Origin of the sequence: Paenibacillus taichungensis (genome assembly GCF_050994985.1) — a bacterium.
GTDB classification, from domain to species: Bacteria; Bacillota; Bacilli; order Paenibacillales; family Paenibacillaceae; genus Paenibacillus; species Paenibacillus taichungensis.
Genome location: NZ_CP194720.1, coordinates 1,074,142 through 1,100,107 on the forward strand (window position 1 = coordinate 1,074,142; position 25,966 = coordinate 1,100,107).

General features: G+C 47.9%; 24 protein-coding genes. All 24 read left to right on the forward strand.

Annotation, left to right across the window (positions count from 1 at the left end; translation table 11 throughout):
• Positions 1–53 precede the first annotated feature (53 nt).
• Entirely contained in the window at positions 54–1,238 is a 1,185-nt protein-coding gene (locus ACR1R9_RS04880) for an exonuclease SbcCD subunit D (RefSeq protein WP_175383174.1), read from the forward strand.
• Positions 1,235–4,654, forward strand: coding sequence for an AAA family ATPase (locus ACR1R9_RS04885; RefSeq protein ID WP_433921593.1), 3,420 nt, complete (start codon positions 1,235–1,237; stop codon positions 4,652–4,654). The genes ACR1R9_RS04880 and ACR1R9_RS04885 overlap by 4 nt, the downstream gene beginning before the upstream one ends.
• 431 nt (positions 4,655–5,085) lie before the next feature.
• A complete protein-coding gene (locus ACR1R9_RS04890) occupies positions 5,086–5,424 on the forward strand; it encodes a hypothetical protein (protein ID WP_076288085.1) in 339 nt (112 codons plus the stop codon).
• Between the two features lie 203 nt (positions 5,425–5,627).
• On the forward strand, positions 5,628–5,987 hold the full coding sequence (locus tag ACR1R9_RS04895; RefSeq protein WP_076288086.1) for a histidine triad nucleotide-binding protein: 360 nt from the start codon (positions 5,628–5,630) through the stop codon (positions 5,985–5,987).
• Positions 5,988–6,176: 189 nt separating this feature from the next.
• Entirely contained in the window at positions 6,177–6,350 is a 174-nt protein-coding gene (gene rpsU, locus ACR1R9_RS04900; protein WP_005547957.1) for a 30S ribosomal protein S21, read from the forward strand.
• A 15-nt stretch (positions 6,351–6,365) separates the two neighbouring features.
• Positions 6,366–6,809 carry a GatB/YqeY domain-containing protein gene (locus ACR1R9_RS04905; RefSeq protein ID WP_024628476.1) on the forward strand — a complete coding sequence of 148 codons (444 nt, stop codon included), beginning with the start codon at positions 6,366–6,368 and terminating at the stop codon, positions 6,807–6,809.
• A 336-nt stretch (positions 6,810–7,145) separates the two neighbouring features.
• Positions 7,146–8,468 (forward strand): NfeD family protein, encoded by a 1,323-nt coding sequence (locus ACR1R9_RS04910; protein WP_099858506.1) that lies wholly within the window; start codon positions 7,146–7,148, stop codon positions 8,466–8,468.
• 162 nt (positions 8,469–8,630) lie between these two features.
• A complete protein-coding gene (gene floA, locus ACR1R9_RS04915; protein ID WP_076288088.1) occupies positions 8,631–9,641 on the forward strand; it encodes a flotillin-like protein FloA in 1,011 nt (336 codons plus the stop codon).
• Between the two features lie 13 nt (positions 9,642–9,654).
• Positions 9,655–10,260 carry a hypothetical protein gene (locus ACR1R9_RS04920; RefSeq protein ID WP_433921592.1) on the forward strand — a complete coding sequence of 202 codons (606 nt, stop codon included), beginning with the start codon at positions 9,655–9,657 and terminating at the stop codon, positions 10,258–10,260.
• 171 nt (positions 10,261–10,431) lie between these two features.
• On the forward strand, positions 10,432–10,725 hold the full coding sequence (yqfC, locus tag ACR1R9_RS04925; RefSeq protein WP_024628472.1) for a sporulation protein YqfC: 294 nt from the start codon (positions 10,432–10,434) through the stop codon (positions 10,723–10,725).
• A complete protein-coding gene (yqfD, locus tag ACR1R9_RS04930) occupies positions 10,722–11,915 on the forward strand; it encodes a sporulation protein YqfD (protein WP_433921591.1) in 1,194 nt (397 codons plus the stop codon). The genes yqfC and yqfD overlap by 4 nt, the downstream gene beginning before the upstream one ends.
• Before the next feature lie 6 nt (positions 11,916–11,921).
• Positions 11,922–12,893, forward strand: a complete 972-nt coding sequence (locus tag ACR1R9_RS04935; protein WP_076288091.1) for a PhoH family protein — start codon at positions 11,922–11,924, stop codon at positions 12,891–12,893.
• Positions 12,894–12,908: 15 nt separating this feature from the next.
• Complete coding sequence (locus ACR1R9_RS04940) at positions 12,909–15,158, forward strand: HD family phosphohydrolase (RefSeq protein ID WP_433921590.1); 2,250 nt, start codon at positions 12,909–12,911, stop codon at positions 15,156–15,158.
• Positions 15,159–15,192: 34 nt separating this feature from the next.
• Positions 15,193–15,690, forward strand: a complete 498-nt coding sequence (gene ybeY, locus ACR1R9_RS04945; protein ID WP_128102898.1) for an rRNA maturation RNase YbeY — start codon at positions 15,193–15,195, stop codon at positions 15,688–15,690.
• The gene (locus tag ACR1R9_RS04950; protein WP_433921589.1) at positions 15,690–16,061 is read left to right on the forward strand and encodes a diacylglycerol kinase family protein; all 372 of its coding nucleotides are present in this window, start codon (positions 15,690–15,692) and stop codon (positions 16,059–16,061) included. Before ybeY ends, ACR1R9_RS04950 begins: the two co-directional genes overlap by 1 nt.
• A 236-nt stretch (positions 16,062–16,297) precedes the next feature.
• Positions 16,298–16,711 carry a cytidine deaminase gene (locus ACR1R9_RS04955; protein ID WP_076288093.1) on the forward strand — a complete coding sequence of 138 codons (414 nt, stop codon included), beginning with the start codon at positions 16,298–16,300 and terminating at the stop codon, positions 16,709–16,711.
• A 41-nt stretch (positions 16,712–16,752) separates the two neighbouring features.
• Positions 16,753–17,652, forward strand: coding sequence for a GTPase Era (gene era, locus ACR1R9_RS04960; RefSeq protein WP_076288094.1), 900 nt, complete (start codon positions 16,753–16,755; stop codon positions 17,650–17,652).
• A gap of 104 nt (positions 17,653–17,756) precedes the next feature.
• Positions 17,757–17,894 carry a YqzL family protein gene (locus ACR1R9_RS04965; RefSeq protein ID WP_433921588.1) on the forward strand — a complete coding sequence of 46 codons (138 nt, stop codon included), beginning with the start codon at positions 17,757–17,759 and terminating at the stop codon, positions 17,892–17,894.
• A gap of 33 nt (positions 17,895–17,927) precedes the next feature.
• Complete coding sequence (recO, locus tag ACR1R9_RS04970; protein ID WP_063567024.1) at positions 17,928–18,680, forward strand: DNA repair protein RecO; 753 nt, start codon at positions 17,928–17,930, stop codon at positions 18,678–18,680.
• A gap of 406 nt (positions 18,681–19,086) precedes the next feature.
• Complete coding sequence (gene glyQ / locus ACR1R9_RS04975; protein WP_024628463.1) at positions 19,087–19,974, forward strand: glycine--tRNA ligase subunit alpha; 888 nt, start codon at positions 19,087–19,089, stop codon at positions 19,972–19,974.
• Positions 19,967–22,042, forward strand: coding sequence for a glycine--tRNA ligase subunit beta (glyS, locus tag ACR1R9_RS04980; protein WP_433921587.1), 2,076 nt, complete (start codon positions 19,967–19,969; stop codon positions 22,040–22,042). The genes glyQ and glyS overlap by 8 nt, the downstream gene beginning before the upstream one ends.
• Before the next feature lie 207 nt (positions 22,043–22,249).
• Positions 22,250–22,738 carry a YaiI/YqxD family protein gene (locus tag ACR1R9_RS04985; protein ID WP_090901596.1) on the forward strand — a complete coding sequence of 163 codons (489 nt, stop codon included), beginning with the start codon at positions 22,250–22,252 and terminating at the stop codon, positions 22,736–22,738.
• 47 nt (positions 22,739–22,785) lie between these two features.
• The gene (gene dnaG, locus ACR1R9_RS04990; protein WP_076288099.1) at positions 22,786–24,606 is read left to right on the forward strand and encodes a DNA primase; all 1,821 of its coding nucleotides are present in this window, start codon (positions 22,786–22,788) and stop codon (positions 24,604–24,606) included.
• A gap of 43 nt (positions 24,607–24,649) precedes the next feature.
• Positions 24,650–25,789, forward strand: a complete 1,140-nt coding sequence (rpoD, locus tag ACR1R9_RS04995) for an RNA polymerase sigma factor RpoD (protein WP_024628459.1) — start codon at positions 24,650–24,652, stop codon at positions 25,787–25,789.
• The last annotated feature ends 177 nt before the right edge of the window (positions 25,790–25,966 follow it).

Genomic DNA, 25,966 nt, shown 5'->3' on the forward strand with positions numbered 1-25,966 from the left:
CCGGATGGAATTTGTATCATCGGATTTTGCATGAGAGAGGGGTTGAAAGGACGATGCGTATTTTGCACACAGGGGACTGGCATCTGGGGAAAACGCTGGAGGGACGGAGCCGGCTGCGAGAGCAGGAGGATTTTGTGGATGAGCTTGTTCGACTCGCGGATGAGCAGCAGGCAGATGCCATATTGATGGCTGGAGACGTGTATGATTCTGTAAATCCGCCTGCATCGGCGGAACAGCTTTTTTATGAGGCCGCGGCGCGTCTGACAGAACAAGGAAGACCACTTGTGGTGATTGCCGGGAACCATGATCAGCCGGAGCGAGTGGCTTCGGTGACCCCGCTTGTGAACAGACAGGGAATTACACTTGTAGGTATGCCTACTTCAGAAGCAGTTACGATCCATGCAAAGCGAACTGGAGAGACTGCGCAGATTGCTGCATTGCCATACCCCTCTGAAGCGCGACTGAATGAACTGCTGACAACGGATGGGGACGAGAATGTGCTTCGCCAGGCATACAGCCGTCGGGTTGGCATGTTAATGCAGCGTCTGGCTGCTTCTTTTCGTCCGGATACGGTGAATTTGGCAATGAGTCATATTTATGTTCTGGGCGGAGTGGAAAGTGATTCGGAACGTCCCATTCAGGTAGGAGGGGCCTATACGGTTGACCCTTCTGCATTGTCAACAGGGGCGCAATATACAGCACTGGGGCATCTTCATCGTGCGCAGGCAGTTAAAGGGGACGGTGTGATTCGGTATAGTGGCTCTCCACTGGCCTACAGTTTCTCCGAAGCGGGGCAGAGTAAGTCCGTCACCATGGTTGATCTGGCACCAGGGGGTGCCGCAAACGTGGAAGAAGTGCTGTTGACCTCTGGACGTCCACTTGTGCGTTGGAAGGCGCGTGGCGGTCTGGCTGAGGTTTATCGTTGGCTGGATGAAGGGCGTGATCCTCAGGCTTTTATTGATATGGAAGTATGGCTGGATGATGCTATGTCTCTGAAAGAAATCCAGCAGCTTCGTAAGTCGCATGACGGGATCATCCATATCCGTCCGGTGTACCCCGAGATGGCAGCCGCAGGGCTTTTGGAGCAACGATCCGAGCTTCCCGTACATGAGCTTTTCCGCAAATTTTATCAGCGTCAGACAGGTGGGGCATTACCTGAAGACAGTCTGGTTCAACTGTTCCTGGAACTCGTCGATGAGGACGAGCCGGGTATGCGTGAGGAGGTCGAGGGAAATTGAAGCCGATTTTATTGAAAGTTGCAGGTCTGCAAAGTTATCGGGAGACTCAGGAGATTGATTTTACCGTATTGACAGAAACGGGACTGTTCGGCATTTTTGGTCCTACAGGCAGTGGGAAATCTTCTTTGCTCGACGCGATTACGCTGGCGATGTACGGAAAAGTGGAACGTGCGGTTAACGGTACCCAGGGAATCATGAATCACGCTGAAGATTCATTGTCCGTTGCTTTTACATTTGAACTTGTCTCGGCAGAAGGCACAAGAAGATTTCGGGTGGAACGACGTTTCAAACGAAACAATGAGGTTTCGGTGAGCAACACCATCAGCAAATTCATTGAGACCGTCAACGGAGAAGAACAGGTGCTGGCTGATAAACTGGCAGACGTGAACCGATGCGTTGAAGATGTCATTGGGTTGAAAATGGATGATTTTACGCGAGCCGTTGTGCTTCCACAAGGTAAATTCGCTGAGTTTCTGTCCCTGAAAGGCAGTGAACGACGGCAGATGCTGCAACGTTTATTTCATCTGGAGAAGTATGGAGATCAGCTTGCCATCAAGCTCAGTCGGCGGGTGAAGGATAATGATATGGTTCATCAGTCACTGGCTGCCGAGCAGCAGGGGCTTGGGAATGCGAGCAAAGAGACGTTGGCGGAAACGGAGCTTCTTCTTCAAGCTGCTGTGAAACAGTCTGAATTGTCACGCAAAACGCTTGATGAAGCGATGAAGGAAGCCGAGCAGCTCGGCAAAGTCCGTGAGTTAAGTCATGAACGCCAGGCTCGTATGGAGGAACACGAAAAGCTGAAAGCACGTGCACCACAGATCGAAGCTGGGGAACAACGGCTGAAACTGGCCGGAGCGGCAGACGCGATCCTCCCTTCATTGCAGACGATGCGTGACGCGGCAGCACAGCAGAAGTTGCGTGAGGATGCAGCCGGCATTGCTCACCAGCAAGCGGTGGAACATGAACGGCTGTCTGTACTGGAAGCCGAGAAGGCCGAGAAGGCACGTGTACAGATGGCTGAGGAAGAACCCAAGCTGCTGCTTCGATTGGAACAGCTGGAACAGGCCAAGGAGTTGCAACGGGAACGGGACGGACTACGAGAGGATCGTACCCGTCTTAAGCAGCTTTTGGACAAAGGACAGGCTGAACAGAGTGTCATCGGACAACAGCTGGAGAAGGAAAAAGAACTACAGCAGCGTGGCCGCAAACGGCGGGAAGAATTACAGGAAAGCCTGAAGCCGAATGAAGTGAAGTCCGAAGAACGCAGACAGCTGCAGGCTGCACTGGAATTGAAGCATCGTCTAGATACTGCGGCGGAGCAATTGCGCCTGAACAAGGCTGAGATGGAAGCCAATAAGCAGTCGGCTGTTCAGGGGGCAGAACGGCTAAAGCTGGCTGCCCAGGAAGAGAACCGTCTGAGTGAACAGCGTCAGCATCTGATTGAACAGGCGGCAACGGGTCTTGAGGCCTTGCTTGCCTGTGAGCAGGACATAGGCCGTGAACAGAGCCTGCTGGCCAGGGCGGAGGAGCAGCTGCGCGGAACCATGCGTGAGCAGGAGCTGAATCGGCTCTCCTCCGCCTTGCGCGCCGAGCTGCGCGACGGCGAACCATGCCCGGTGTGCGGCTCCGCACACCACCCGCTCCCGGCTGAGCCGCCGGGAGAAGGTCCGCTTGCAGGCGATGCGGACCTGGAACTGCTGCGCAGCCTGCACGCGGAGCTGCAGGAGCTGCGCTTTGGGCTGCGCCAGCAGCTGCACGAACGTCGCAGCCTGCTGACGCAGCTTGGTGCTGCGGCCGGCGAAGCCCCGGCCACAGCCGAGGCCGCGCCTGCGGCTGCGGAGCCGGAGCCCGCCGGTTCGCCCGTACACGGGCGCTCCCCGGCGGACTGGGCGGAGCGTGCCGCCGCACTGCGCGAAGCCGCGCGGGCGCTGGCTGCAGCCGCAGCGCCGCTGCAAGCGGAAGCCGCCGCGTTGCAGCAGGCGGCTGTAGGCGCGCAGCAGCGCCGCATGGAAGCGGCTGCTGCGCAGGAGGCCGGCCAAGCCGGACTCGCCCAGGCGGAGCGCCGGTTGGCCGAGAGTGAGGCCGCCGCAGCCGCATTGCACGGCCGCTGGGCCGCGGAACTGCCAGGCATCGCTCAAGAGCAGGCCATGGCCCTTCACCAGGCGATGCAGGAGCGAGACGCGCTCGCAGAAGATATCAAGGAACGGCTGAACAAGAGCGTGACGTTCCTTGAGGAAAAGGAACAGCTGGTACAGTCCCTCCAGCAGAAGCTGGTTGATTTGGACAAACAGCTGATTCAGTGGCAAACGGAATGGCAAGGAAACAGCAAACAGCTCGTCGAGAAGGAAGAACGTTTGCGCCAATGGGTTGGTGAGCAACGGGTCGAGGATTTGATTGCTGCGGCCCAGACTCGACTGGATGGGTTGCGGAAAATTGCTGCCGATTCAGCACAGCGTTTCAAGGAAGCGGATGCCTTAAAACAGGAATCGGCCAAGAAGGATGTCATGGCTCAACAAGCAGCAGCCTCGGCAGCAGAGCATTTACAGCAGGCACAGGAACGCTGGAAGCAATTGCTGGATCAATCGCCATTTGACTCCGAGAATGCCGTTGTGGAAGCAGCCCTTCCTTCCCAAGAAGCAGAGCGGCTGGCGGCGGAAATTCAGCAGCATCGGGAGCGTGATCGTGAACTTGTTTCTCAATTACGTGAGCTGGAACAAAAACTGGGCGGAGTTGTTGTATCCGAGGAACAATGGTTGGCATGCACAGTGCGACTCCAGCAGTCTCGTGCAGAGGATGAAGCGGCTCTTAGAGCCAAGGCGCGTGCAGAACGGGATCTGGAAGATGTGCAGCAGCGACACGTTCGCTGGACCGAGTTGGAGAACAAACGGGTAGAAGTGAGCCGACAAGGTGAGATGCTTAGCAAACTGCAAGCAGCTTTCAGAGGTAATGCGTTTGTCGAGTATATTGCAGAAGAACAACTGATGCAGGTTAGTCAGGCTGCTTCACAGCGTCTGCGCTTCCTGACCAAACAACGTTATTCACTTGAGGTGGATTCAGGTGGGGGCTTTGTCATCTGTGATGATGCAAACGGTGGGGTTAAACGTCCGGTATCCACCTTGTCCGGCGGAGAGACGTTCCTGACTTCGTTGTCACTGGCCCTGGCTCTGTCTGCCCAGATTCAGCTGCGCGGTCAGTACCCGCTGCAATTCTTCTTCCTGGATGAAGGGTTTGGCACATTGGACCCTGAATTGCTGGATACCGTCATTACATCATTAGAAAAACTGCATGATGACCGTCTTGCCGTCGGCATTATCAGTCACGTTCCGGAGCTGCGAGCACGCTTGCCACGCAAACTTGTAGTTATTCCAGCGGGCGAAGCCGGAGCTGGCTCTCGCGTAGTATTGGAAACATTATAGGGATTTGAAACAGAACACATACGATTGAATGATTACAAATTGAGATTAATCTCCTCTCCTCATAAACCAATTACTAAAGTTTGATCCTAAGGGGAATCTCCTGATGGATTGAGGTTTGGTGGTTTGAGACTCATTTATACACTCGTTGTGAGAGTTGAGTGAGATAGCTCACAGATACAGGTTCATCCTGTTGTTATACTACAGTTAAGCCGACAAACTTATGTAAGCACCCCGGCGGACGTCTGATCAGGAATAAATCCTGATTAGACGTCCGCGACAGCAGACTTCCGTATGGAAACTGCAACGGGGTGCTTCTTTTTTTTAATAGGCACTTATCTTGAAACTCTTGTCATGCACAGTGTCATTTCGCCCAGATCTGAATACGATGAAAGGGTGATGAAGAGCAGAACAGATTCGGGAGGCGATTAAACGTGGAAAAAGTAGAAGCGAAGAAACTGTGTAAGGAACACATGCATCGCTATGTATGTATACAGATGCATGACGGTGCCCATTACGATGGCATTGTGGAAAATGTGGATGATGATATGATTTATTTGGCTGTTCCCGTGGGGCATGAAGCCATGGTTAACCATGCAAATGCAAACTGGGGACCCAATATGATGCCGGTTACTTATCCCGCGCATGCACGGGGATTTTTCCCGGGCTATGGTTACCCGTATCCTTATTATGGTTATGGTCGCAGACGGTTCAATAGGTTGGTACTACCTCTGATTGGCCTCACTGCCTTAACTCTATTGCCTTATTATTAATAAAACGGTGAAAACAGTACTTTTAGATGAAAATCGAACCTTTCACATCTTCGGTGTATTTTTGCACTTCTTTACTGAGATGTGAAAGGTTTTTCCTGTTACTTTTATTATTGAATTAAAACAGGTTAAATTGGACGTGAGTTTTCAGTTCCGGTATGATAGAAGGGTATACATAATTTTTAATTCAAAGGAGGGTATGAACAATGGATTGCTTATTTTGCAAAATTGTAGAGGGCAGCATTCCCTCCAATAAGGTACTGGAGAATGACCATGTCATCGTCTTTCATGACATCCAGCCCGCTGCACCGACCCATGTACTCGTTATTCCCAAGAAACATATTTCTTCCATGAATGAAGTAACGGCGGAAGACTTGCCGTTGATTGGGGAGATTCATTTGGCTGCGCAGGAAGCGGCCAAGCGTCTTGGCGTGGAAGAAACAGGTTACCGACTGATTAATAACTGCGGTAAGGATGGAGAACAAACCGTTCATCATCTGCATTATCATTTACTTGGTGGGACCCGACTTGGCGTGTTGACAAGTTTGTCAGACTCACACAAATAAACGATCCAAGTTACTCTAAATCAGGACTGATTCATATATGCATAAAAGGCATGAATATGAAGCTGAAGTTCACATAAAATAAATGATCATTACGTTAAGGTTGACACCTTTATTACCTTTCGCCTATAATGAAAGGTGATGAACCGTGTTATTGCTCTTGGACGGTCTGGTCGGAGGGAGGGAAAACTGGTGTCTGAAACTAAAGTTCGCAAAAACGAGACTATTGATGCTGCACTTCGTCGCTTTAAACGTTCCATCGCAAAAGATGGCGTATTGGCTGAGGTGAAGAAACGTAAGCATTATGAGAAGCCAAGCGTAAAGCGCAAGAAAAAGTCCGAGGCTGCTCGTAAGAGAAAGTTTTAGGAGGATTTTAACTACATGAATCTTAGCGAACGATTGAACGAAGATATGAAGCAAGCGATGAAGAGTAAGGACAAGTTCAAGCTCTCCAACATTCGGTTGATTCGTTCGACGATCAAGAATCTTGAAATAGATTTGAAAAGAGATTTGGATGATAACGAAGTGCTTGATATTCTGAGTCGTGAAATCAAACAGCGCAAAGATGCCCTCCAAGAATTTGACAAAGCGGGCCGTGATGACCTCGCGGCAAATGCAAAAGCGGAAATTGAATTACTCAGTCAGTACCTTCCCGCACAGCTTACCGAAGAAGAAATTAAAGTTATTGTACAGCAGACCATCCAGGAAACCGGTGCTTCTTCGAAAGCCGAGATGGGGAAAGTCATGTCTGCCCTTATGCCGAAAGTCAAAGGCAAAGCGGATGGCAAACTGGTAAATCAAGCAGTTCAACAATTTCTGCAATAAAGCAAATCAATAAACACCTCCTGACTTGTCAGGGGGTGTTTTTTCCGTTTTAGATCTTTGATACGTTACTCCGTTCCCAAAAGGAATTCGAAGTGTGATTAGAAATCGTTCATTTGTTCGAGGAAATTCACAAATATTGCTTTTAAATGGATAATATATATGATTATGGTTTTAAAATGTTGCAATTGCTTCCGGTTTCAAATATAATTTTAAGATTTTGAAACGAAATGTTGCATTGTACGTAATAAATACCATAAGCTGGACAGTATAACATTAATGGAAAAGGGGGGACTATTTGTGAAGGGAAAGCGCCGGAAGAAGCTTACGGGGCCATTGATGCTCATGATGCTACTGACGCTGCTGCTTCCTGTCTGGATTGGATCACCGTCAGCGCATGCAGCTGAGAAAAGTGGCGCCGTATATATTATTCCGGTGGATAAACCAATTGAGCAGGGACTTGGCAAGTTTATGGAACGCGGGTTCAAGGAAGCAGAAGAGATGAATGCTGGCCTGATCGTTCTGGATATCAATACGCCGGGAGGGCGTGTCGACACGGCAGAAGAACTGGGTACATTAATTAAGGAAAGCCCAGTTGAAACCGTTGCATTTGTCCGTGGAGATGCTGCTTCGGCCGGAAGTTTTCTGGCTTTGAATGCAGATAAGATCGTAATGTCGCCAGGCAGTATGATTGGTGCGGCAGCGATGGTGGACAGCACAGGTAAACATGTCGATGATCCGAAGTTGGTTGCATTCTGGAAGAGCAAGATGCAGGGCGCGGCTGAGAAAAGTGGCCGTGACGGTAAAATTGCAGCCGGAATGACGGATGTTAACATGGTCGTGGAAATGCCTGAGATTAATAAAACCAAAGAAAAAGGTGAAATTATTGCTCTCTCGGCTGAAGAAGCGCTGAAAGTGGGTTATGCGGACCATATCAGCAACACGCCGGAAGAGGCTGCAGCCTGGCTTGGTTACAGTCAAGATGATGTGTTCACCGTTCAGAGAACAGCCGCAGAGAACATATCCACATTTCTCACAAATCCTGTCGTCATGACGGTATTGCTATTCCTCGGAATAGCCGGTGTGATCATTGAGTTGATTGTACCTGGGTTCGGAGTGCCTGGTATTGTTGGTATCGTGTGCTTTGTGCTTTATTTCTCAGGGAACTACATTGCCGGTTTTGCTGGAGCGGAGACATGGGTGTTATTCACTGTCGGACTCATCATGATGATTCTGGAGATGTTTATCCCAAGCTTCGGTATTCTGGGTATTTTGGGATCGATTGCGCTTGTCGCTGGTGTCGTGCGAGCCGCCTATGATACAAGTGATGCATTTATATCGTTAGGTATTGCTTTTGGAGCCGCGCTGGTAGTCATTGCAATCGTTGTTATTCTGTTTAAGGATCGAGGCATATGGAATCGATTCATATTAAGTGATAGGCTCTCTGCTGATCAAGGATACTCTTCGGCAACAGAACGCAAAGAGTTGATCGGTTTGCAGGGCATCAGTCTGACTCCACTTCGTCCTTCGGGAACAGCGATATTTAACGGAGAACGCGTCGATGTGGTGTCGGATGGAGATTTCATTCCGATTGATACACCAATTATTGTGATCAAAGCGGAAGGTACCCGGATTGTGGTTCAACAAGCGTTACCGGTGTAACCCGCTCTGTTGCCGGAGTTGATTATAGCTTCGGCAATGTACATAACCATTCTACGGAGGCTGCTAGTGGAGTGGTGTGAATCAATGCACAGCAGCAAAGTTCCACAACGTTTTTATCATGTTTTTTACAAAAATCAAAATGCAAATGGAGGAATTTCGACTATGGAACCAACCTTGATTACGGTTTTGCTCATTGCGGTAGTTGCGATTATCGTATTGAGCGTATTCTTCAGCTTTTTCCCGGTTATGCTCTGGATTTCAGCCCTTGCATCGGGCGTACGCGTGGGAATTATCACGCTGGTAGCGATGAGACTAAGACGTGTAACACCTAGCCGGATCGTAAATCCACTGATTAAAGCAACCAAAGCTGGACTTCAATTGACAATGAATCAACTGGAGAGTCACTTCCTAGCCGGTGGTAACGTAGACCGAGTTGTCAACGCCCTGATTGCTGCACAACGTGCGAACATTCCACTCGAATTTGAACGTGCTGCTGCGATCGACCTTGCAGGTCGTGACGTATTGCAAGCTGTACAGATGAGTGTAAACCCACGTGTTATTGAAACGCCGATTGTTTCTGCGGTAGCCAAAGATGGTATTGAAGTTAAGGTAAGAGCGCGGGTTACGGTTCGTGCCAATATTGACCGCCTCGTCGGGGGTGCGGGTGAAGAGACGATTATTGCCCGTGTCGGCGAAGGTATCGTAAGTACAAACGGTTCCTCGAATTCCCATAAAGACGTCCTGGAAAATCCGGATCTGATCTCCCGTACCGTATTGTCCAAAGGTCTGGATGCAGGTACCGCTTTTGAAATTCTGTCTATTGATATCGCGGACGTGGATGTAGGTAAAAACATTGGTGCATTCCTACAAACGGAGCAGGCAGAGGCCGACAAACGTATTGCACAGGCAAAAGCGGAAGAACGTCGCGCTATGGCCGTTGCTCAAGAGCAAGAGATGAAAGCGCGCGTAGTGGAAATGAGAGCGCGTGTGGTTGAGTCTGAATCCCAAGTACCTTTGGCAATGTCCGAAGCACTGCGTAGTGGTAAGATCGGTGTTATGGATTACATGAACCTGAAGAACATTGAAGCGGATACTCAAATGCGTAATACATTGGGAAAACCTGGTGAAGGTTCGAATTCCAACGATCAGGGTGATTCCAAAAACGGAAGATAGGCGGTGAGTGCATATGGGCCTATTTGAATGGATTTTTAACAATCTGTATATTGTAGCGGTCATCGCATTTGCGCTCTTTTCCTTCCTTGGAAAAGCAGCCAAGTCGGCTGATCCGAACAAAAAGCGTCCAAATAACGGGATGCCTACGTTTGGAGGAAGTGGTGATTCAGACCGGAATGATCGCTCGCGGGGCAATACCGCACCGCAGCAGTCATCGGGTCCTTCAGATCCACGCTATGATGAGCAGTACGACGAACGGTATGATGACGATCAGTACGATGAACGTTATGACCCACCCTTTTCGGAGCCTGCGAAGACATCTGCTCGTCCCGTGAATGACGATTTGGGAGGACGGAGTTCTCTGGGTGGAATGGAAAACTCCCTCGAAGAACAAATGAAAGTGATGGAGCAACGACAACGTGAGATTCGTGAGCGACTAGATCGTATTTCTACTGCAAATACACCTGTTGTGTCTGATTCCAGCTGGGATGAAGTTTCATCCAGCGAGTCTGGATCGCCTCAGCTTCGCCGGGAAGACATTCGTACTGGTGTGTTGTGGGCAGAAGTTCTCGGTTCTCCGCGCTCTAAACAACCTTTTGGAACACGAGGAAAACTATAACTTTATATTGTTTTAATAAGTGAAAAGCCGTCTCTGGTAAGCATAATCCCAGACGACGGCTTTTTTCTGTCTGGCCTCTTTTTATTTTCACTTCTAACACGCTCCGTAGTTTTCATAATTTCAGGAATCTGCGCATAAGTTGAACTGTAGAGGAAGGGGGAAGACCTTCGAATGACCCGGATCAGCCGCAAGCTGCGCAGATGGACCAGTGAAGTTCTGGATCTGCCGCAGGACGTGCTTTACGATATGCCACGGTTAACCCTGATCGGCACAAAGCAATTGTATATAGAGAATCATCGTGGTGTCATTCATTTTACACCGGATCGCATCGTTCTGGCTCTCTCTCAGGGTCAGCTGGAGATCAAAGGAACTGAACTGATGATTCGCAATATTTTGCCGGATGAAGTGGCTGTTGAAGGAACAATTCTGGATATTCATATGAATGGAGCGGAGGGGAACGGATGAAGCAGCCCAGTCTGTACAAACTGCGCGGAGCAGTCCGCATCACGGTCACTGGGGGGGATATTGAAGCATTAATCAATACGGTGGCAGAGCAGGGACTGGAAGTATGGGACCTGCGTGCCCACGACGGACGCAAGGCAGAAATGAATATTCTGCTGCCGCATTTTTTCAAGCTGCGTCCTTTGCTGAAACGGACAGGCTGCCGTGTAAAGGTGACACACCGCAGTGGATTTCCTTTTTTTGCAGCCCGTTTGTTAAGAAGAAAGTTCTTTCTGGGTGGCATGCTGTTTTTTGTAGCAGCTCTGTTTGCGTTGTCATCGATGGTTTGGAATGTAGAAGTCAAAGGTAATGTGACGATTCCCACGGATGAAGTGCTCGCAGCAGCGAAGAAAGAAGGCATCTATCCCTTTCAGTGGGGATTTCGGCTGCAAAGCCAGGACAAGCTCTCCAGGCAGCTCGCGCTGGCTCTACCAGATGTAACCTGGATTGGGGTAAGCAAAGAAGGGACAACCATCACCATCCAGGTTGTAGAGTCAGCACAGCCTAAGCGCGAACCGCTGCTGAACCCGAGACATCTGATCAGTAAAACAGACGCTGTAATCACTCAAATTTACGCGGAGCAGGGGCGCCCTGTCGTGCAGAAGGACATGCGTGTCAAGAAGGGGCAGGTACTAATATCCGGTATATTGGGAGATGAAGAGAATACAAAGACCATTGTAGCCAAAGGGGAAGTGCGCGGACTGGTGTGGCGAGAATATCAGGTCGAAGTCCCCCTTGTGCAGAAACATAATACGATGACTGGAGATAGCAAGGAACGTTTTTACATTGTGCTGGGAAAATGGGCGATACAACTTTGGGGATACGGGAATACGCCTTTTACCACATTTGATACCGAAAGTGATCATAAACCGCTGACCTGGCGATCCTTCACACTTCCCATGGGGTGGCTGACCGAGAAAGATTTGGAAACTCGGGAACAAGAGGAGCAGCATACGATTGAATGGGCTAGAACGAAAGGATTGGAAGGAGCAAGAAACGATATTATCGCCAAAAACGGCAAAGGAACGAAAATTTTAAGCGAAAAAATTTTGCATGAGAAGAAAGAGAATGGTAAAGTTTATATGAAAGTATTATTTGAAGTGGAAGAAAGCATTGCGGAAGAACTTCCGTTAGTCCATAGTCAAGGAGAATGAGGCTATTTGTCAGAGCAAACACGCAGCATACGAATCTCCCTCCAAAGTGCGGGAGAGGGTCAATCTCTTTTTGGACCCCAAGATATTTTTCTGAAACTGATTGAATCCGAGATTCCCGCACAGATCGCATCCCGTGAAGCGGAGATTGTGATCCATGGCAACATTCAGAATGTGGAATCGCTTGAACAATTATTTGATGTGTTGTTGCAATTGGTACGTAACGGATACGTGTTAACCGAAAGGGACGTTAAGTATGCCATTGAGCTGGCAAAGGAACTGCGTGCAGACCAGCTTCTGGATCTGTTCAAAGGCGAGATTACAACGACTTACCGTGGTAAGCCGATCCGGGTTAAAACGATTGGACAGAAACACTATGTAACTACAATTAAAAAACGTGATGTTGTATTTGGTATCGGTCCTGCCGGTACAGGTAAAACGTATCTTGCTGTTGTGCTGGCTGTGGCAGCACTTAAGGAAGGAAGCGTCAAGCGGATCGTGCTCACAAGACCTGCTGTAGAAGCGGGAGAGAGTCTTGGTTTCTTGCCTGGCGATCTTCAGGAAAAAGTGGATCCTTATTTACGGCCGCTGTATGACGCCTTGTACGATGTTATGGGACAAGAGCAGACTGCGAAGGCACTGGAGCGAGGTTTAATCGAAATTGCGCCTCTAGCCTATATGCGGGGACGTACACTGGACGATTCGTTTATTATCCTGGATGAAGCCCAGAATACGACACCGGAGCAGATGAAAATGTTTCTGACCCGTCTCGGTTTTGGCTCCAAAATGGTCATTACCGGTGACGTGACACAAATTGATTTACCACGCGGCAAAAAGTCAGGGCTTGTGGAAGCAAATGCAATACTGGGCCAAGTGGAAGAGATTGGATTTGTCTACTTTGCCGAGCAAGACGTTGTACGGCACTCCCTCGTCCAGAAAATCATCGTCGCTTATAACCACGCCGCAGAAAATCAAGAATAGAAAGGGATTGTCTCGATGACCTCGAAGGAACTGTCAAAAGGCAAATCTTTTCAAAATAGAGCTACAGGATGGAAGTATAGCGTGTGGGCACGCTATCTTCTGTTTTTGTTTCTGGTGATTCTCTTCTACGTGAGTCTTGCTTCCAAGCTGCTTCCAGAGCGGTATGATATTCAGGAAGGCACACGAAGTGAAGTGAATATTGCTGCGCCCATGCAGATTCCGAATACCAAGGCCACGCTGAAAGCGCAAGAAGAAGCCGCTGAACGTGTACAGCCGATGTTTCAGATCGTGCAGATGCGGAACGAAAATCTGATGACGACTCTGCTTGATCGTATTGATCGACTGAATCAGGATGATCAGATTTCCAGTCAGGACAAGATTGACATCTATCGTGATGAAATACCGCAGCGTCAAAAAGATTTTGTTTCCAATTTTATTAACAACAACCGGAAAGCGGGTACATACTCCGAAACTCTTTTGGAAGAGATCAGAAATGTGGTACAGGAGCAAAGCTACCGTATCCCGGAAGAGACATATATCAAAATTTCACGTCTGACTTCGGATGATATTCAGGAAATGAAGGCCGTTGCTCGGGATATCGTCTCCAGATTAATGACCGACCAGATTAGTGAGGCTACAACAGCTCGTGCCAAAGTGGCTGAGATGGTGAGTGTGAGCTCCCTAAGCAAGCGTACGCAGCGTGAGGTTGTGCAGGAGCTTGCTCGTCTTGTAGTAACGTCGAACCGCTTCTACGATGAAGAGGGTACAAAAGAAGCTAAAGTACAGGCTCGTGAGAACACTCAAACGGTCTTTATCAAGCAAGGAGATACGCTTGTTGCCAAGGGTGAGATGATCACCCCGGAGATGTACACTCTTCTGGGCGAGAACGATTTGCTGAAAAACGAAGTAAACTATTGGCCTCAGCTTGGACTGCTTATGCTGTCCTGTCTGTTGTCGGCAGCGATTCTCATGTATATTCAGCAATTCAGCGGAACGCATTTCAAATATAACAATGCTCAGCTGCTGATGCTTGTTCTCATATTTATTATTACGATTGTGGTTATGCATGTTACTGCGATCCTCCAGACCAGTGAGAACTCATACGTAGGCTTTCTTGCCCCAGTTGCCGTAGGAGCCATGTTAATAGCATTGCTGCTGGATATATCGCTTGCCTTTGTCTGCTCGATTATTATCGGCATGTTATCGAGCATTATTTTGAATACACATCAGGGTCAGATTTTTGACTTTGAACTTGGATTCTTCGCGGTGTTGGTATCGTTTGTTGCGATCTTCGCCACCCATCGGGCAAGTCAGCGGTCTACGATCCTGAAAGGCGCCATTATGGTTTGTCTGTTTGGATCGATCGCAGTCTTCACGCTGGCGTTGATTGACTCAAGTGACTGGAACCGGACGACAACACTCTATGGCATTGGATTTGCGTTTGCCGGAGGCGTACTGACCGCCATACTGGTAATTGGGCTGATGCCGTTTTTCGAAACCTCATTTGGCATTTTGTCTGCGCTGAAACTGGTGGAACTGTCTAATCCCAATCACCCGCTATTGCGCAAATTGCTAACAGAAACACCGGGCACCTATCACCACAGTGTGATGGTAGGTAACCTGTCAGAAGCCGCCGCGGAGGCGATCGGTGCCAACGGGTTGTTATGCCGGGTCGGCTCGTATTATCATGATATCGGCAAGACCAAGCGACCAATTTATTTTATTGAAAATCAAAACAATATGGAAAATCCGCATGATTCGATTGATCCAAAATTAAGTAAATCCATTATCGTTGCTCACGCACGCGATGGTGTGGAAATGCAGAAGGACTATAAGCTGCCAAGGCCTATTCGGGACATTGCTGAGCAGCATCATGGAACAACCTTCCTGCATTACTTCTATCACAAAGCACTGCGTCAGGCTGAGGAAGCAGGAGTGGAACCTGATTTCACGGAAGATGATTTCCGTTATCCGGGTCCCAAGGCTCAGTCCAAAGAGTCGGCGATTGTTGGCATTGCTGACAGTGTGGAAGCTGCGGTCCGTTCCTTGCGGAAGCCTACAGTGGAACAAGTGGAGTCCATGATCGAAAAGATTATTAAAGGTCGACTGGACGATCATCAGTTTAACGACTGTGATCTGACAATGCGGGAGCTGGATATTGTCGCCAAGACTCTTAAGGAAACCGTCATGGGTATATTCCACTCCAGGATTGAATATCCGGAAGAAATGAAGAAACCGAAGCCAACCTCGCCTGAAGCGGGTTGATTCGCTAATTATGACAAGACAGGAGTATGAAAGAATGAGTCTTAACCTTGCATGGAATAATGAACAACAGGATAAAGAAATCACCGAACCGATGATCGCAATGCTGGAGCAGCTGCTGAACCTTGCAGGGGAAGCAGAGGGCGTTGCGGAAGGGGAAGTGGCCCTGACTTTTGTAGATGATGAGCAGATTCATGAGCTGAATCGTGACTATCGCGGCATTGATCGTCCAACAGATGTTTTGTCTTTTGCGATGAATGAGACTGTAGATGAGGAACTGGATATCATCTACGAACTGGACGAGGATGAAGAAATGGAAGAAATGCCTGATGTTCTGGGGGATATTATTATTTCTGTTCCACGGACCATTCTGCAGAGTGAAGAGTATGGCCATTCATTTGAACGTGAGCTCGGGTTCCTGTTTGTTCATGGCTTCTTGCACCTGCTTGGATACGATCATCAGGATGAAGCCAGCGAAGCTGAAATGATGGGCAAACAGGAAGCGGTACTTGCCCAAGCCGGGTTGACACGATAATGAAAAGGCGCTCCTGGGGGATGGTATTCCGCAATGCTGCGGAAGGAATCGTATACGGGCTGCAGACTCAGCGGAATGTAAGAGTTCATACAGGAGTCGCCATTTTGATGTGTGCAGCCGGCTTTTTTTTCGGGATTTCCAGAACGGACTGGATGTTTGTACTGACAGCCGTTTTTCTGGTGCTTGTGACGGAGATGATGAATACAGCTGTGGAAGCTGCTGTAGATCTGGCGCATCCGCATATACATCCGCTGGCAAAAGCGGCGAAGGACACCGCGGCCGGTGCAGTTTTGCTGGCTGCGGTGTTCGCCGTCATCATCGGGTGTGTCGTTTTCATTAAGCCGGTGATGAGCTGGCTGGGTTTGTTCTGATTTTGTTTTTAAATTACACACAATTGTATAGTTACTTGATGCAAACACGATAACGGAGAGGTCAGAAGAAACCTGAAGAAACGAAGTGTGCGCCTTTATCCCCGGATTTTCACTTTGAAAAAGTGAATCATAAAAATCTGGGGATAACAGCGCTCGGAAGGTTGTTCTGGCAGCGGAGTGTCCAGTGTAAATGCACTAGTTAACTTTATAGTACACCCCTAAGGGAGAGATTAATTATGGATAATGGTTTGTTGATGCAAGAAGCAATTAAGGCACGTACAAAAGCGTATACGCCTTATTCTCATTTTGGTGTAGGTGCAGCTTTGCTTGACAGTGAAGGACATGTGCATCATGGTTGTAATATTGAGAATGCTGCTTACACCCCAGGTAACTGTGCTGAGCGCACAGCTATGTTCAGCGCGATTGCAGGAGGTAAGCAACCACGCAGTTTCAAGGCTATGGCGATTGTAGGAGATACAGACGGACCGATTGCTCCTTGCGGTGTATGTCGTCAAGTGATGTACGAACTGTGTGATCCGGACATGAAGGTCATTCTGGGTAACTTGAAAGGTGATCTGCAGGAGACTACAGTTGCCGAATTATTGCCATGGGCTTTTGGACCATCTGATCTGAACTCTGCTAAAAAGTAAAAACCAATACATTCCAGGCCTAGGCGCCTGAGGAGGAACATATGAAAAAACAAGCATTCAAATCCGGTTTTGTAGCCATTATTGGACGTCCCAATGTAGGTAAATCCACACTGATGAACCAAGTCATTGGACAGAAAATTGCGATCATGTCGGACAAGCCACAAACGACGCGTAATAAGATTCATGGTGTATATACATCGGAACAACAACAAATCGTTTTCCTGGATACGCCAGGGATTCACAAACGTCAATCCAAGCTGGGCGATTACATGAACCAGACCGCTTTGAACACGCTCGGAGAAGTTGAAGCTGCTCTGTTCCTGATCGATGCTTCTGAAGGCATGGGCGGTGGTGACCGTTATATTGCCGAACAATTGAAAAATGTACGGACGCCTGTCATTCTTGTCATGAACAAAATTGATAAAATTGAGCCGGAAGCACTGCTTCCGCTGATTGAGGAATATCGCAAGCTGCACAATTTCGCTGAAATCGTACCTGTTTCTGCCATGCTCGGCAGCAATGTAAGCACATTGCTGGAGCAGCTCGGCAAGTATTTGCCGGAAGGTCCACAGTACTACCCAGATGACCAGGTTACAGACCATCCGGAGCAGTTCGTTTGTGCCGAGTTGATTCGGGAGAAGATTTTACAAATGACACGCGAAGAAGTGCCTCACTCCATTGCCGTAACGATTGAGGATATGAAAGTACAGGACAATGGCGTCGTTTATATTTCGGCTGTCATCTTTGTGGAGCGTGATTCGCAAAAAGGGATCATTATCGGTAAACAGGGTGCCTTGCTCAAAGAAGTGGGGAAACGTGCCCGCCAGGATATTCAAAACCTGTTAGGTTCCAAAATCTTCATGGACCTGTGGGTTAAAGTGAAGAAAGACTGGAGAAACCAGGATCGAGTTCTGCGTGACCTTGGCTTTGGCCGCGACTAATCGTCGGAATTGTATCCAGTAATTGCAACACATAGTTTACCTTGCAAGACTCCATCCTATCTGGTAGAAGCAGACGTCATTTCCGAAGAGAGGATGAAATTCCGATGCGAGATTTTTCGTGGAAGGTTTTTGCGATGACGGGGGATGTGGAATCCTATTTGTTGTATTCCGAGGCATGCTCGGTGGGACAGGAGTCGGAACCTGCAAGGGAAGTGATTGAAGATGAAGAAGCCGAAGGTTAATTGGCTAATTCGGGAATGGTTAGGTGACGAGGCATGCTATACAGGGTGGAAGGGATTGTCATCCGCAGCATGGACTACGGCGAGGGAAACAAAATCATTACGCTTTGCACCGAAAGCGGCGGGAAAGTAGGGGTACTCGTCCGCGGTGCTAAAAAGCCCAAAAGCCGACATGCTGCACTGGTGCAGCCATTTACGTACGGTCAATATGTATATTTTCGTAACACCGGTCTTGGAACACTAAACGCAGGTGAGATTATTGAATCTTATCATGAGCTGCGTGAAGATCTGATAAAGGCATCCTATGCTTCTTATGCTTGTGAACTGCTGGATCGCGTGTTGCAGGATGAAGAGACAGGTACGTTCTGGTTCAAACAGTTGAAAGCCTGTCTTCAGGCGTTGAAAGAAGAGAAGGATCCGGTTGTGATCACAAGCCTGTATGAAATGAAAATATTACAGGCAGCCGGGTATGGACCTCAGCTTGATGATTGCATTTCTTGTGGTCACGAGCGTCCGGATGAACAATTATTTGTTAGTCCAAGACTTGGAGGCGTTCTGTGCCGTGCTTGCAAACACTTTGATCCTCCGGCAATGTCAGTGAGTCCGAAGGCGTTGAAACTCTTACGTCTGTTTGCACAGCTGGATCTGCAAAGGCTTGGTAATATATCGGTGAGCGAAGGCACCCGGGATGAGATTAAAAAGATCATGCGGGCCTTTATGGATCATCAGCTTGGCTTGAATCTTAAATCCCGTTCTTTTCTTGATCAAATGGAAAAGTACGGGATTTGAGTCGTCTTCATGTGAAATAAGTAATATATCTTGACTTCGTACTTATTTTTATATATTATAAACTATAATTTCTCTTTTGGAGACATGCATTGAACGAGAAAGTAGGAGACTTGATTTATTACATTCAAGAGCAGAGGTCGATTGACCTTACTGATCTTGTGTGAGCGAGCCGGGGATGGTGGGAGCCGGGTTGAATCGGTCTGTGAAATGGCACTCGGGAGCATGAATGACACGGAAAAGTGGGCTTGAATGAACAGGATCTCTGTTTATATCTAAGCCAAGTAGGGTGGAACCGCGGGAATAGCTCTCGTCCCTATGTCTGTATAACAGGCGTAGGACGAGGGCTTTTTATTGTCTGTACCGTTCTAGGCTTGTTCATCACAAACCATCGAAAAGGAGCATGATTATGAATTTTCAGCAGATGATCCTCACGCTGCAACAATTCTGGGCCGAGCACAACTGTATTATTGTTCAACCATATGATACGGAAAAAGGGGCAGGTACGATGAACCCGATGACCTTTTTGCGATCGCTTGGACCCGAGCCTTGGAAAGTAGCTTATGTAGAGCCGTCCCGCCGTCCTTCGGATGGTCGTTATGGAGAAAATCCAAACCGTCTCTATCAGCATCATCAATTCCAGGTTATTATCAAGCCTTCTCCAGACAATATTCAGGAGATTTACCTGGAAAGTCTGAAACAGTTGGGTATTGATCCGCTCAAACATGATATTCGGTTTGTTGAAGACAACTGGGAGAATCCTTCCCTTGGCTGTGCTGGTCTTGGCTGGGAAGTATGGCTGGACGGTATGGAAATCACCCAATTTACGTATTTCCAACAAGTTGGTGGAATCGAGACGAATCCGGTAGCAGTTGAAATTACGTATGGTATGGAGCGTCTTGCTTCGTACATTCAGGAAAAAGAAAATGTGTTTGAACTGGAATGGGTCGACGGCATTACATATGGTGATGTGTTCCGTCAGCCTGAATTCGAACACTCCAAATATACGTTTGAAGTATCTGATGTCAAAATGTTGTTTACGCTCTTCAACATGCATGAAGAGGAAGCGAACAAGGCTATGGCACAGAATCTGGTTTTCCCGGCATACGACTATGTGTTGAAATGTTCACATACGTTCAACCTGCTGGATGCGCGCGGGGCAATCAGTGTAACGGAGCGTACGGGGTACATTACTCGTGTCCGTAACCTGGCTCGTCAAGTGGCTGCAACATATGTGGAAGAGCGTGAGAAGCTCGGCTTCCCGCTGATCAAGAAAGGGGGAGCTGAGCATGTCTAAGGATCTGTTGTTTGAAATTGGTCTGGAAGAAGTGCCTGCACGCTTCATGCGAGCAGCCATTGAACAGCTGCAGGATCGTGTCGTGAAATGGCTGGATGCATCCCGCATTGCTTACGGTGAAGTGAATGCCTATGCCACACCGCGCCGACTGGCTGTTTTGATCAAGGATGTTGCCGAGAAACAGGAAGACGTGGAGGAAGAAGTTAAAGGACCTTCCCGTAAAATAGCATTGGATGATAGTGGTAACTGGAGTAAAGCTGCACTCGGATTCGCCCGTAGTCAGGGTGTTGAACCGGATCAGTTCACATTCAAGGAACTGAGCGGCGTCGAATATATCTATGCTACCAAGAGCAGCAAAGGCGTGGAAACGTCCTCTGTAATCGGTCAGGGTTTGCTGGCTATACTACATGCCATGACGTTCCCGAAATTCATGCGTTGGGCTTCGTATGATTTCAAATTTGTACGTCCGATTCGTTGGATTGTCGCTCTGCTGGGCAGCGATGTTATTGAGTTGGAGGTTGCAGGCGTAAAGTCTGGCAATGTAACGCGTGGACATCGTTTCCTCGGAAAAGAGGCGGTTATTTCGGATCCCGCTTCGTATGTGGAAGTGCTTCGTTCCGAGCACGTTATTGCGGATATCAAAGAACGTGAGCAGATGATTGTATCCCAGATCCAGGCACTGGCTGCCGAGAAAAAATGGGATATTGCCATCAAGGAAGATTTGCTGGAAGAGGTTCTGTTCCTGGTTGAGACACCAACGGTGCTGTTCGGAACATTTGAATCTTCATTTTTGAATATTCCACAAGAGGTACTGATTACTTCGATGCGCGAGCATCAACGTTATTTCCCTGTGCTTGATCATGATGGACAATTGTTGCCATACTTCGTTACGGTTCGTAACGGCGGCAGCGATTCACTGGATGTCATTGCAAAAGGAAATGAAAAGGTACTTCGTGCACGTCTGTCTGATGCCAAGTTCTTCTACGAGGAAGACCAGAAGCTGGAGATCAAGGATGCATTATCGAAATTGGAAAGTATCGTCTTCCAGGAAGAGCTGGGAACGGTTGGAGATAAAGTTCGTCGTATTCGCAAAATTGCGGATGGTCTGGCTAGCAAGCTGCAAGTACCAGCTGATGTAGCCGAAGCGGTGAATCGCTCTGCAGATATCTGCAAATTCGACCTTGTAACACTTATGGTGGGAGAATTCCCTGAGCTGCAAGGTGTGATGGGTGAAGATTATGCCCGTAAAGCTGGTGAAAAAGAAGAAGTAGCCAAAGCGGTATTTGAACACTATCAGCCACGCTTCGCCGGAGATCAATCTCCTGCTTCCCTCGTTGGTGCTATTGTGAGTGCTGCGGATAAAATGGATACGATTGTAGGTTGTTTCTCGATCAATATCATTCCTACAGGATCTCAAGATCCATACGCACTGCGCCGTCAGGCAGCAGGTATCGTTCAAATTTTGCTGGATCACAATCTTCCGCTGACATTGTCCGATGTATTCGGCGTTGCCCTTCAAGTGCATGCTCAGATGAACCTGTTGAAACGTGCGGATGAAGAAGTGCGTAAAGATTTACAGGACTTCTTCGGTCTTCGAGTTAAAAAACTGTTGTCGGAAACGGTTCGTTATGATGTTGTGGACGCAGTGATTTCTTCCGGATTTGATGATATCAGCGCGGTAGTTCCAAAAGGTGAGGCACTCATGGCAGCTGTCCAAACAGGAGATGCCTTCAAAACAACTGTCGAATCCTTCAACCGTGTCGGTAATCTGGCTGCTAAAGCATCCAATGCTTCGGTTCATGCAGAACTCTTCACAGAAGAAGGAGAACGCCAGTTGCATGAGGCATGGAGCAAAACCAATGAGGAATATCATCAGGTATTGTCTCAGCATGCGGCTGCTGAAGCGCTCGCGATTGCATCAGCTTGGAAGGAAGCGATCACCGTATTCTTCGATTCGGTTATGGTTATGGCTGAAGATGAGGCTGTGCGGGCGAATCGTTTGGCACTGCTTGCAGCCATTGACCGTGATCTGAAAGCTTTTGCTGATTTCTCCAAACTTGTCTGGTAGTTGGGTTCGTTTTTACTCCGAGAAGACAGATCTGCGGCAAACCATAAATTCAGTATTAAAGAAGGATATATGAGGGTATAAATATACGGAACGGATTGTGAAAAATTTATATTTACAGCCGTTCCGTATTTTAGCCTTTGATTTCCATAGACCGGTCAGAAGGATTTTGACTGGCTGAGGTCGTATATTACAATATGCAGATATTTTATGAAACCGGGTGGTCTGGCTTTGAGTGAGTTAAATGTACGCCATATTGTTGTGGATGGTGATGCTTGCCCAGTCAAGGCTGAGATCGCAGAAACAGCTCTCCGATTCAAAGTTCCTGTATTGATGGTTTCTTCATTTGACCATTTTCTTCAGGGCGGAGAAGGAGTGCGCACCGTTCAGGTAGATCGAAGTGATCAGAGTGCAGACCTTTACATTGCCAATCACATCAAGCCATACGATGTGGTCATTACACAGGATTATGGACTGGCGGCGCTCGCACTTGGCAAACGTTGTTATGTTTTATCATTTCGTGGTCGTGAATTTAATGATCGTGATATTGATTTCATGCTGGATTCCCGTCATACTGCGGCCAAAGCACGAAAAAGAGGGCATTATGGAAAAGGCCCAAAGCCTTTCACAGAGCAGGATCGGGAAATTTTTCAACATAAACTGACAAAACTTTTGAAAGATTTGCAGGAGAATGTGTAAGTTTATCGAATAATATTTACGTGTTAAAGAGATGAAGGTGGACCAAGATGAGTACCGGACAAGGCGGTATACCCGAAAGCATTATTGAATCGGTGTTACAGCAGCATGATATCGTCGATACGGTGAGCCGATTTGTACATCTGACCAAACAGGGGAAATATATGAAAGGCCTCTGTCCTTTTCATTCTGAGAAGACCCCTTCGTTTACAGTTACGCCTGAGAAACAAATTTTCTATTGCTACGGTTGCGGCACGGGTGGAAATGCCATCAAATTCAGGATGGAAATCGAAGGGTTATCCTTTCCCGAGGCTGTCAAGACGATGGCAGAAGAAAGCCACATTTCAATGGGGGACTGGCAAGGGCGTGAATCGGCTCATGTTAATCCAGAAACCGAACGTTTATTGGAAGCATATGAGCTTACCGCGAAGCTGTATCATTTTTTATTGAAAAATACAGAGCACGGTAAAGTGGCTATGGAATATTTACGCTCACGTGGGTTTAGCGACAAACTCATTGACCAATTCCAGATTGGCTATGCGCCTAATCGCTGGGATACCTTGGTACAATTTCTGGAAAAACGCGAATTTCCGCTTGAAGAGATGGAAAAGGGCGGGTTACTGTCACCGCGAAACGAAGGTCAGGGGTATGTGGACCGTTTCCGAGACAGGGTCATGTTTCCGATTAACGGCAGGAGTGGAAAGCCGATTGCATTTGCAGGTCGCATTTTGGGAGACGGGCAACCGAAGTACCTAAATTCACCGGAAACCCGGTTATTTAACAAAAGCCGTGTTCTCTACAATCTGCATCATGCTAAAAATGCAATTCGCAAACAAAGGCAGGCCATATTGTTCGAAGGGTATGGCGATGTTATCTCCGCCTGGGATCAGGATATCCAGAATGGTGTAGCGGCAATGGGTACCGCGCTCACTGAGAATCAGGCATTGATGCTTAAAGGCATGTGTGATGAAGTCATCGTATGTTATGACGGCGATCGAGCAGGACAGGCTGCGGCATTCAAAAACTTCCCTATTCTTGAGGAAGCGGGATTGCAGGTCAAAATTGCTCTGATACCGGATGGGCTCGACCCGGATGATTTTATCCGCAAGCATGGTGGAGAGCGGTTCCGAAACCAGATTGTGGACGGCGCCGTAACGACTACAAAATTTAAGCTTATAAACCTTAAAAAAAACCATATACTGCTAGAAGGCGGCGGACAAATCGCTTATTCCAAGGAAGCGGTGAAACTTATTGCTCCTTTGTCTTCTCCTACAGAACGGGAAGTATATCTTCGGGAACTGGCTGCGGAAGTGGATGTATCATTTGAAACACTGAAGCAGGAGTGTAATGAAGAACGGGAGGCCATGAAAAATAACCTCCAGTATGGGGATAATAACCCGAAAAGGTGGAATAATGGTAGGCAACAAAATAGGCAGGTGCCTACACCCAATCTGTTGCCGGCTTACCACGCTGCTGAACGCAAACTGCTCGCCTGGATGCTTCAGGATGATGAGGCTGCCCAGTACGTGAATGAGCATCTTGGTGAAGCTTTTAACTTGGATGATCATGCAGCTATTGCTGCTTATCTATATGCCTATTATGCGCAAGGCAAACCGTCGGATACAAGCCGTTTTATGTCTTCACTGCATGACGACCGACTGGAAAAGACGGTCAGTTCAATCTCGATGATGGATGGTCCAGGTGAATGGAGTATTCAAGTGCTCGACGATTGCATCAGGGAAGTGCTGAAATATCCGCGTAAGAAAGAGTACGATCTGAAAAAAGAAGAAATGATTGCTGCAGAGCGGGCAGGTGATTCTGTACGCGCGGCACAAATTGCAATTGAAATGATTGCCCTAGAGAGACAGTGAACGTCTGAATGTTGGATGTTTCTAGGGAGGAGGGAGTCGAGTTATGGCGAATGATCAGCATACTGAACTAGAAACAGAATTGACACTGGATCAGGTTAAGGATCAATTGATTGAATCAGGTAAGAAAAGAGCTTCGTTGAACTACAAGGAAATTATAGAAAAACTCTCCCCATTTGAGCAAGATGCAGAGCAGATGGATGAGTTCTATGAACAACTGAGCGACCTGGGTATTGATGTCGTGAACGAAAATGATGAAGAGGTAACCCTTCGCCCTAGTGAAGATTCCGAGAACAACACCAGAGAGGGAGACGATGAATTCCACTTTGATGATGATCTGAGCCTTCCACCAGGAATCAAAATCAACGACCCTGTTCGTATGTATCTCAAAGAAATTGGTCGTGTACCTTTGTTGTCTGCGGATGACGAAGTAGAACTGGCTAAACGGATTGAAAACGGGGATGAAGAAGCGAAACGTCGTCTGGCTGAAGCTAACCTTCGTCTCGTGGTCAGTATCGCCAAGCGTTATGTTGGACGTGGAATGTTGTTCCTGGATCTGATTCAGGAAGGTAACATGGGTCTGATCAAAGCGGTTGAGAAGTTCGATCACAAAAAGGGTTATAAATTCAGTACGTATGCGACATGGTGGATTCGCCAAGCGATCACCCGTGCAATTGCTGACCAAGCACGTACGATTCGTATCCCTGTGCATATGGTGGAGACGATCAATAAGCTGATCCGGGTATCCCGTCAGCTGTTGCAGGAACTTGGGCGTGAACCGACACCAGAAGAAATCGCTGCCGAGATGGATCTGAGTGTGGAAAAAGTTCGTGAGATTACGAAGATTGCTCAGGAGCCAGTTTCCCTGGAAACACCGATTGGTGAGGAAGATGATTCCCATCTGGGTGATTTCATCGAGGATCAGGAAGCATTGGCTCCAGCGGATGCTGCTGCATATGAGTTGCTGAAAGAACAGCTCGAAGATGTCCTGGATACTTTGACTGAGCGTGAAGAGAACGTGCTTCGTCTGCGTTTTGGTCTGGATGACGGACGTACAAGAACGCTGGAAGAAGTGGGCAAGGTATTTGGTGTTACGCGTGAGCGTATTCGTCAAATTGAAGCTAAAGCTCTTCGCAAATTGCGTCACCCTAGCCGCAGTAAACGGCTTAAAGATTTCCTCGAATAACATCACTATGGGAGACTTTCCGCAAGACGCTTAAGCGGCGGCGGGGTCTCCTTTATTTTTAAATTGAACATCTAAATTTCTTGGTTTTGGTAATTAATCCTTGAAATGTTTTATTGGATTTCATTTTATCGCTTTTCGTTGTTCAATGCAAATCAATAAATTAAATGAATGGTGTAG

Excerpts from the sequence above, each read along its gene's own strand:
- ACR1R9_RS04955 (WP_076288093.1), top strand. The coding sequence starts at position 16,298 with ATGGATAATGGTTTGTTGATGCAAGAAGCAATTAAGGCACGTACAAAA.
- recO (WP_063567024.1), top strand. The coding sequence starts at position 17,928 with ATGCTATACAGGGTGGAAGGGATTGTCATCCGCAGCATGGACTACGGC.
- ACR1R9_RS04880 (WP_175383174.1), top strand. The coding sequence starts at position 54 with ATGCGTATTTTGCACACAGGGGACTGGCATCTGGGGAAAACGCTGGAG.
- glyS (WP_433921587.1), top strand. The coding sequence starts at position 19,967 with ATGTCTAAGGATCTGTTGTTTGAAATTGGTCTGGAAGAAGTGCCTGCA.
- ACR1R9_RS04940 (WP_433921590.1), top strand. The coding sequence starts at position 12,909 with ATGACCTCGAAGGAACTGTCAAAAGGCAAATCTTTTCAAAATAGAGCT.
- ACR1R9_RS04965 (WP_433921588.1), top strand. The coding sequence starts at position 17,757 with ATGCGAGATTTTTCGTGGAAGGTTTTTGCGATGACGGGGGATGTGGAA.
- ACR1R9_RS04895 (WP_076288086.1), top strand. The coding sequence starts at position 5,628 with ATGGATTGCTTATTTTGCAAAATTGTAGAGGGCAGCATTCCCTCCAAT.
- rpoD (WP_024628459.1), top strand. The coding sequence starts at position 24,650 with ATGGCGAATGATCAGCATACTGAACTAGAAACAGAATTGACACTGGAT.
- ybeY (WP_128102898.1), top strand. The coding sequence starts at position 15,193 with ATGAGTCTTAACCTTGCATGGAATAATGAACAACAGGATAAAGAAATC.
- ACR1R9_RS04985 (WP_090901596.1), top strand. The coding sequence starts at position 22,250 with ATGAAACCGGGTGGTCTGGCTTTGAGTGAGTTAAATGTACGCCATATT.
- ACR1R9_RS04905 (WP_024628476.1), top strand. The coding sequence starts at position 6,366 with ATGAATCTTAGCGAACGATTGAACGAAGATATGAAGCAAGCGATGAAG.
- floA (WP_076288088.1), top strand. The coding sequence starts at position 8,631 with ATGGAACCAACCTTGATTACGGTTTTGCTCATTGCGGTAGTTGCGATT.
- ACR1R9_RS04920 (WP_433921592.1), top strand. The coding sequence starts at position 9,655 with ATGGGCCTATTTGAATGGATTTTTAACAATCTGTATATTGTAGCGGTC.
- ACR1R9_RS04910 (WP_099858506.1), top strand. The coding sequence starts at position 7,146 with ATGCTCATGATGCTACTGACGCTGCTGCTTCCTGTCTGGATTGGATCA.
- glyQ (WP_024628463.1), top strand. The coding sequence starts at position 19,087 with ATGAATTTTCAGCAGATGATCCTCACGCTGCAACAATTCTGGGCCGAG.
- yqfC (WP_024628472.1), top strand. The coding sequence starts at position 10,432 with ATGACCCGGATCAGCCGCAAGCTGCGCAGATGGACCAGTGAAGTTCTG.
- era (WP_076288094.1), top strand. The coding sequence starts at position 16,753 with ATGAAAAAACAAGCATTCAAATCCGGTTTTGTAGCCATTATTGGACGT.
- ACR1R9_RS04950 (WP_433921589.1), top strand. The coding sequence starts at position 15,690 with ATGAAAAGGCGCTCCTGGGGGATGGTATTCCGCAATGCTGCGGAAGGA.
- dnaG (WP_076288099.1), top strand. The coding sequence starts at position 22,786 with ATGAGTACCGGACAAGGCGGTATACCCGAAAGCATTATTGAATCGGTG.
- yqfD (WP_433921591.1), top strand. The coding sequence starts at position 10,722 with ATGAAGCAGCCCAGTCTGTACAAACTGCGCGGAGCAGTCCGCATCACG.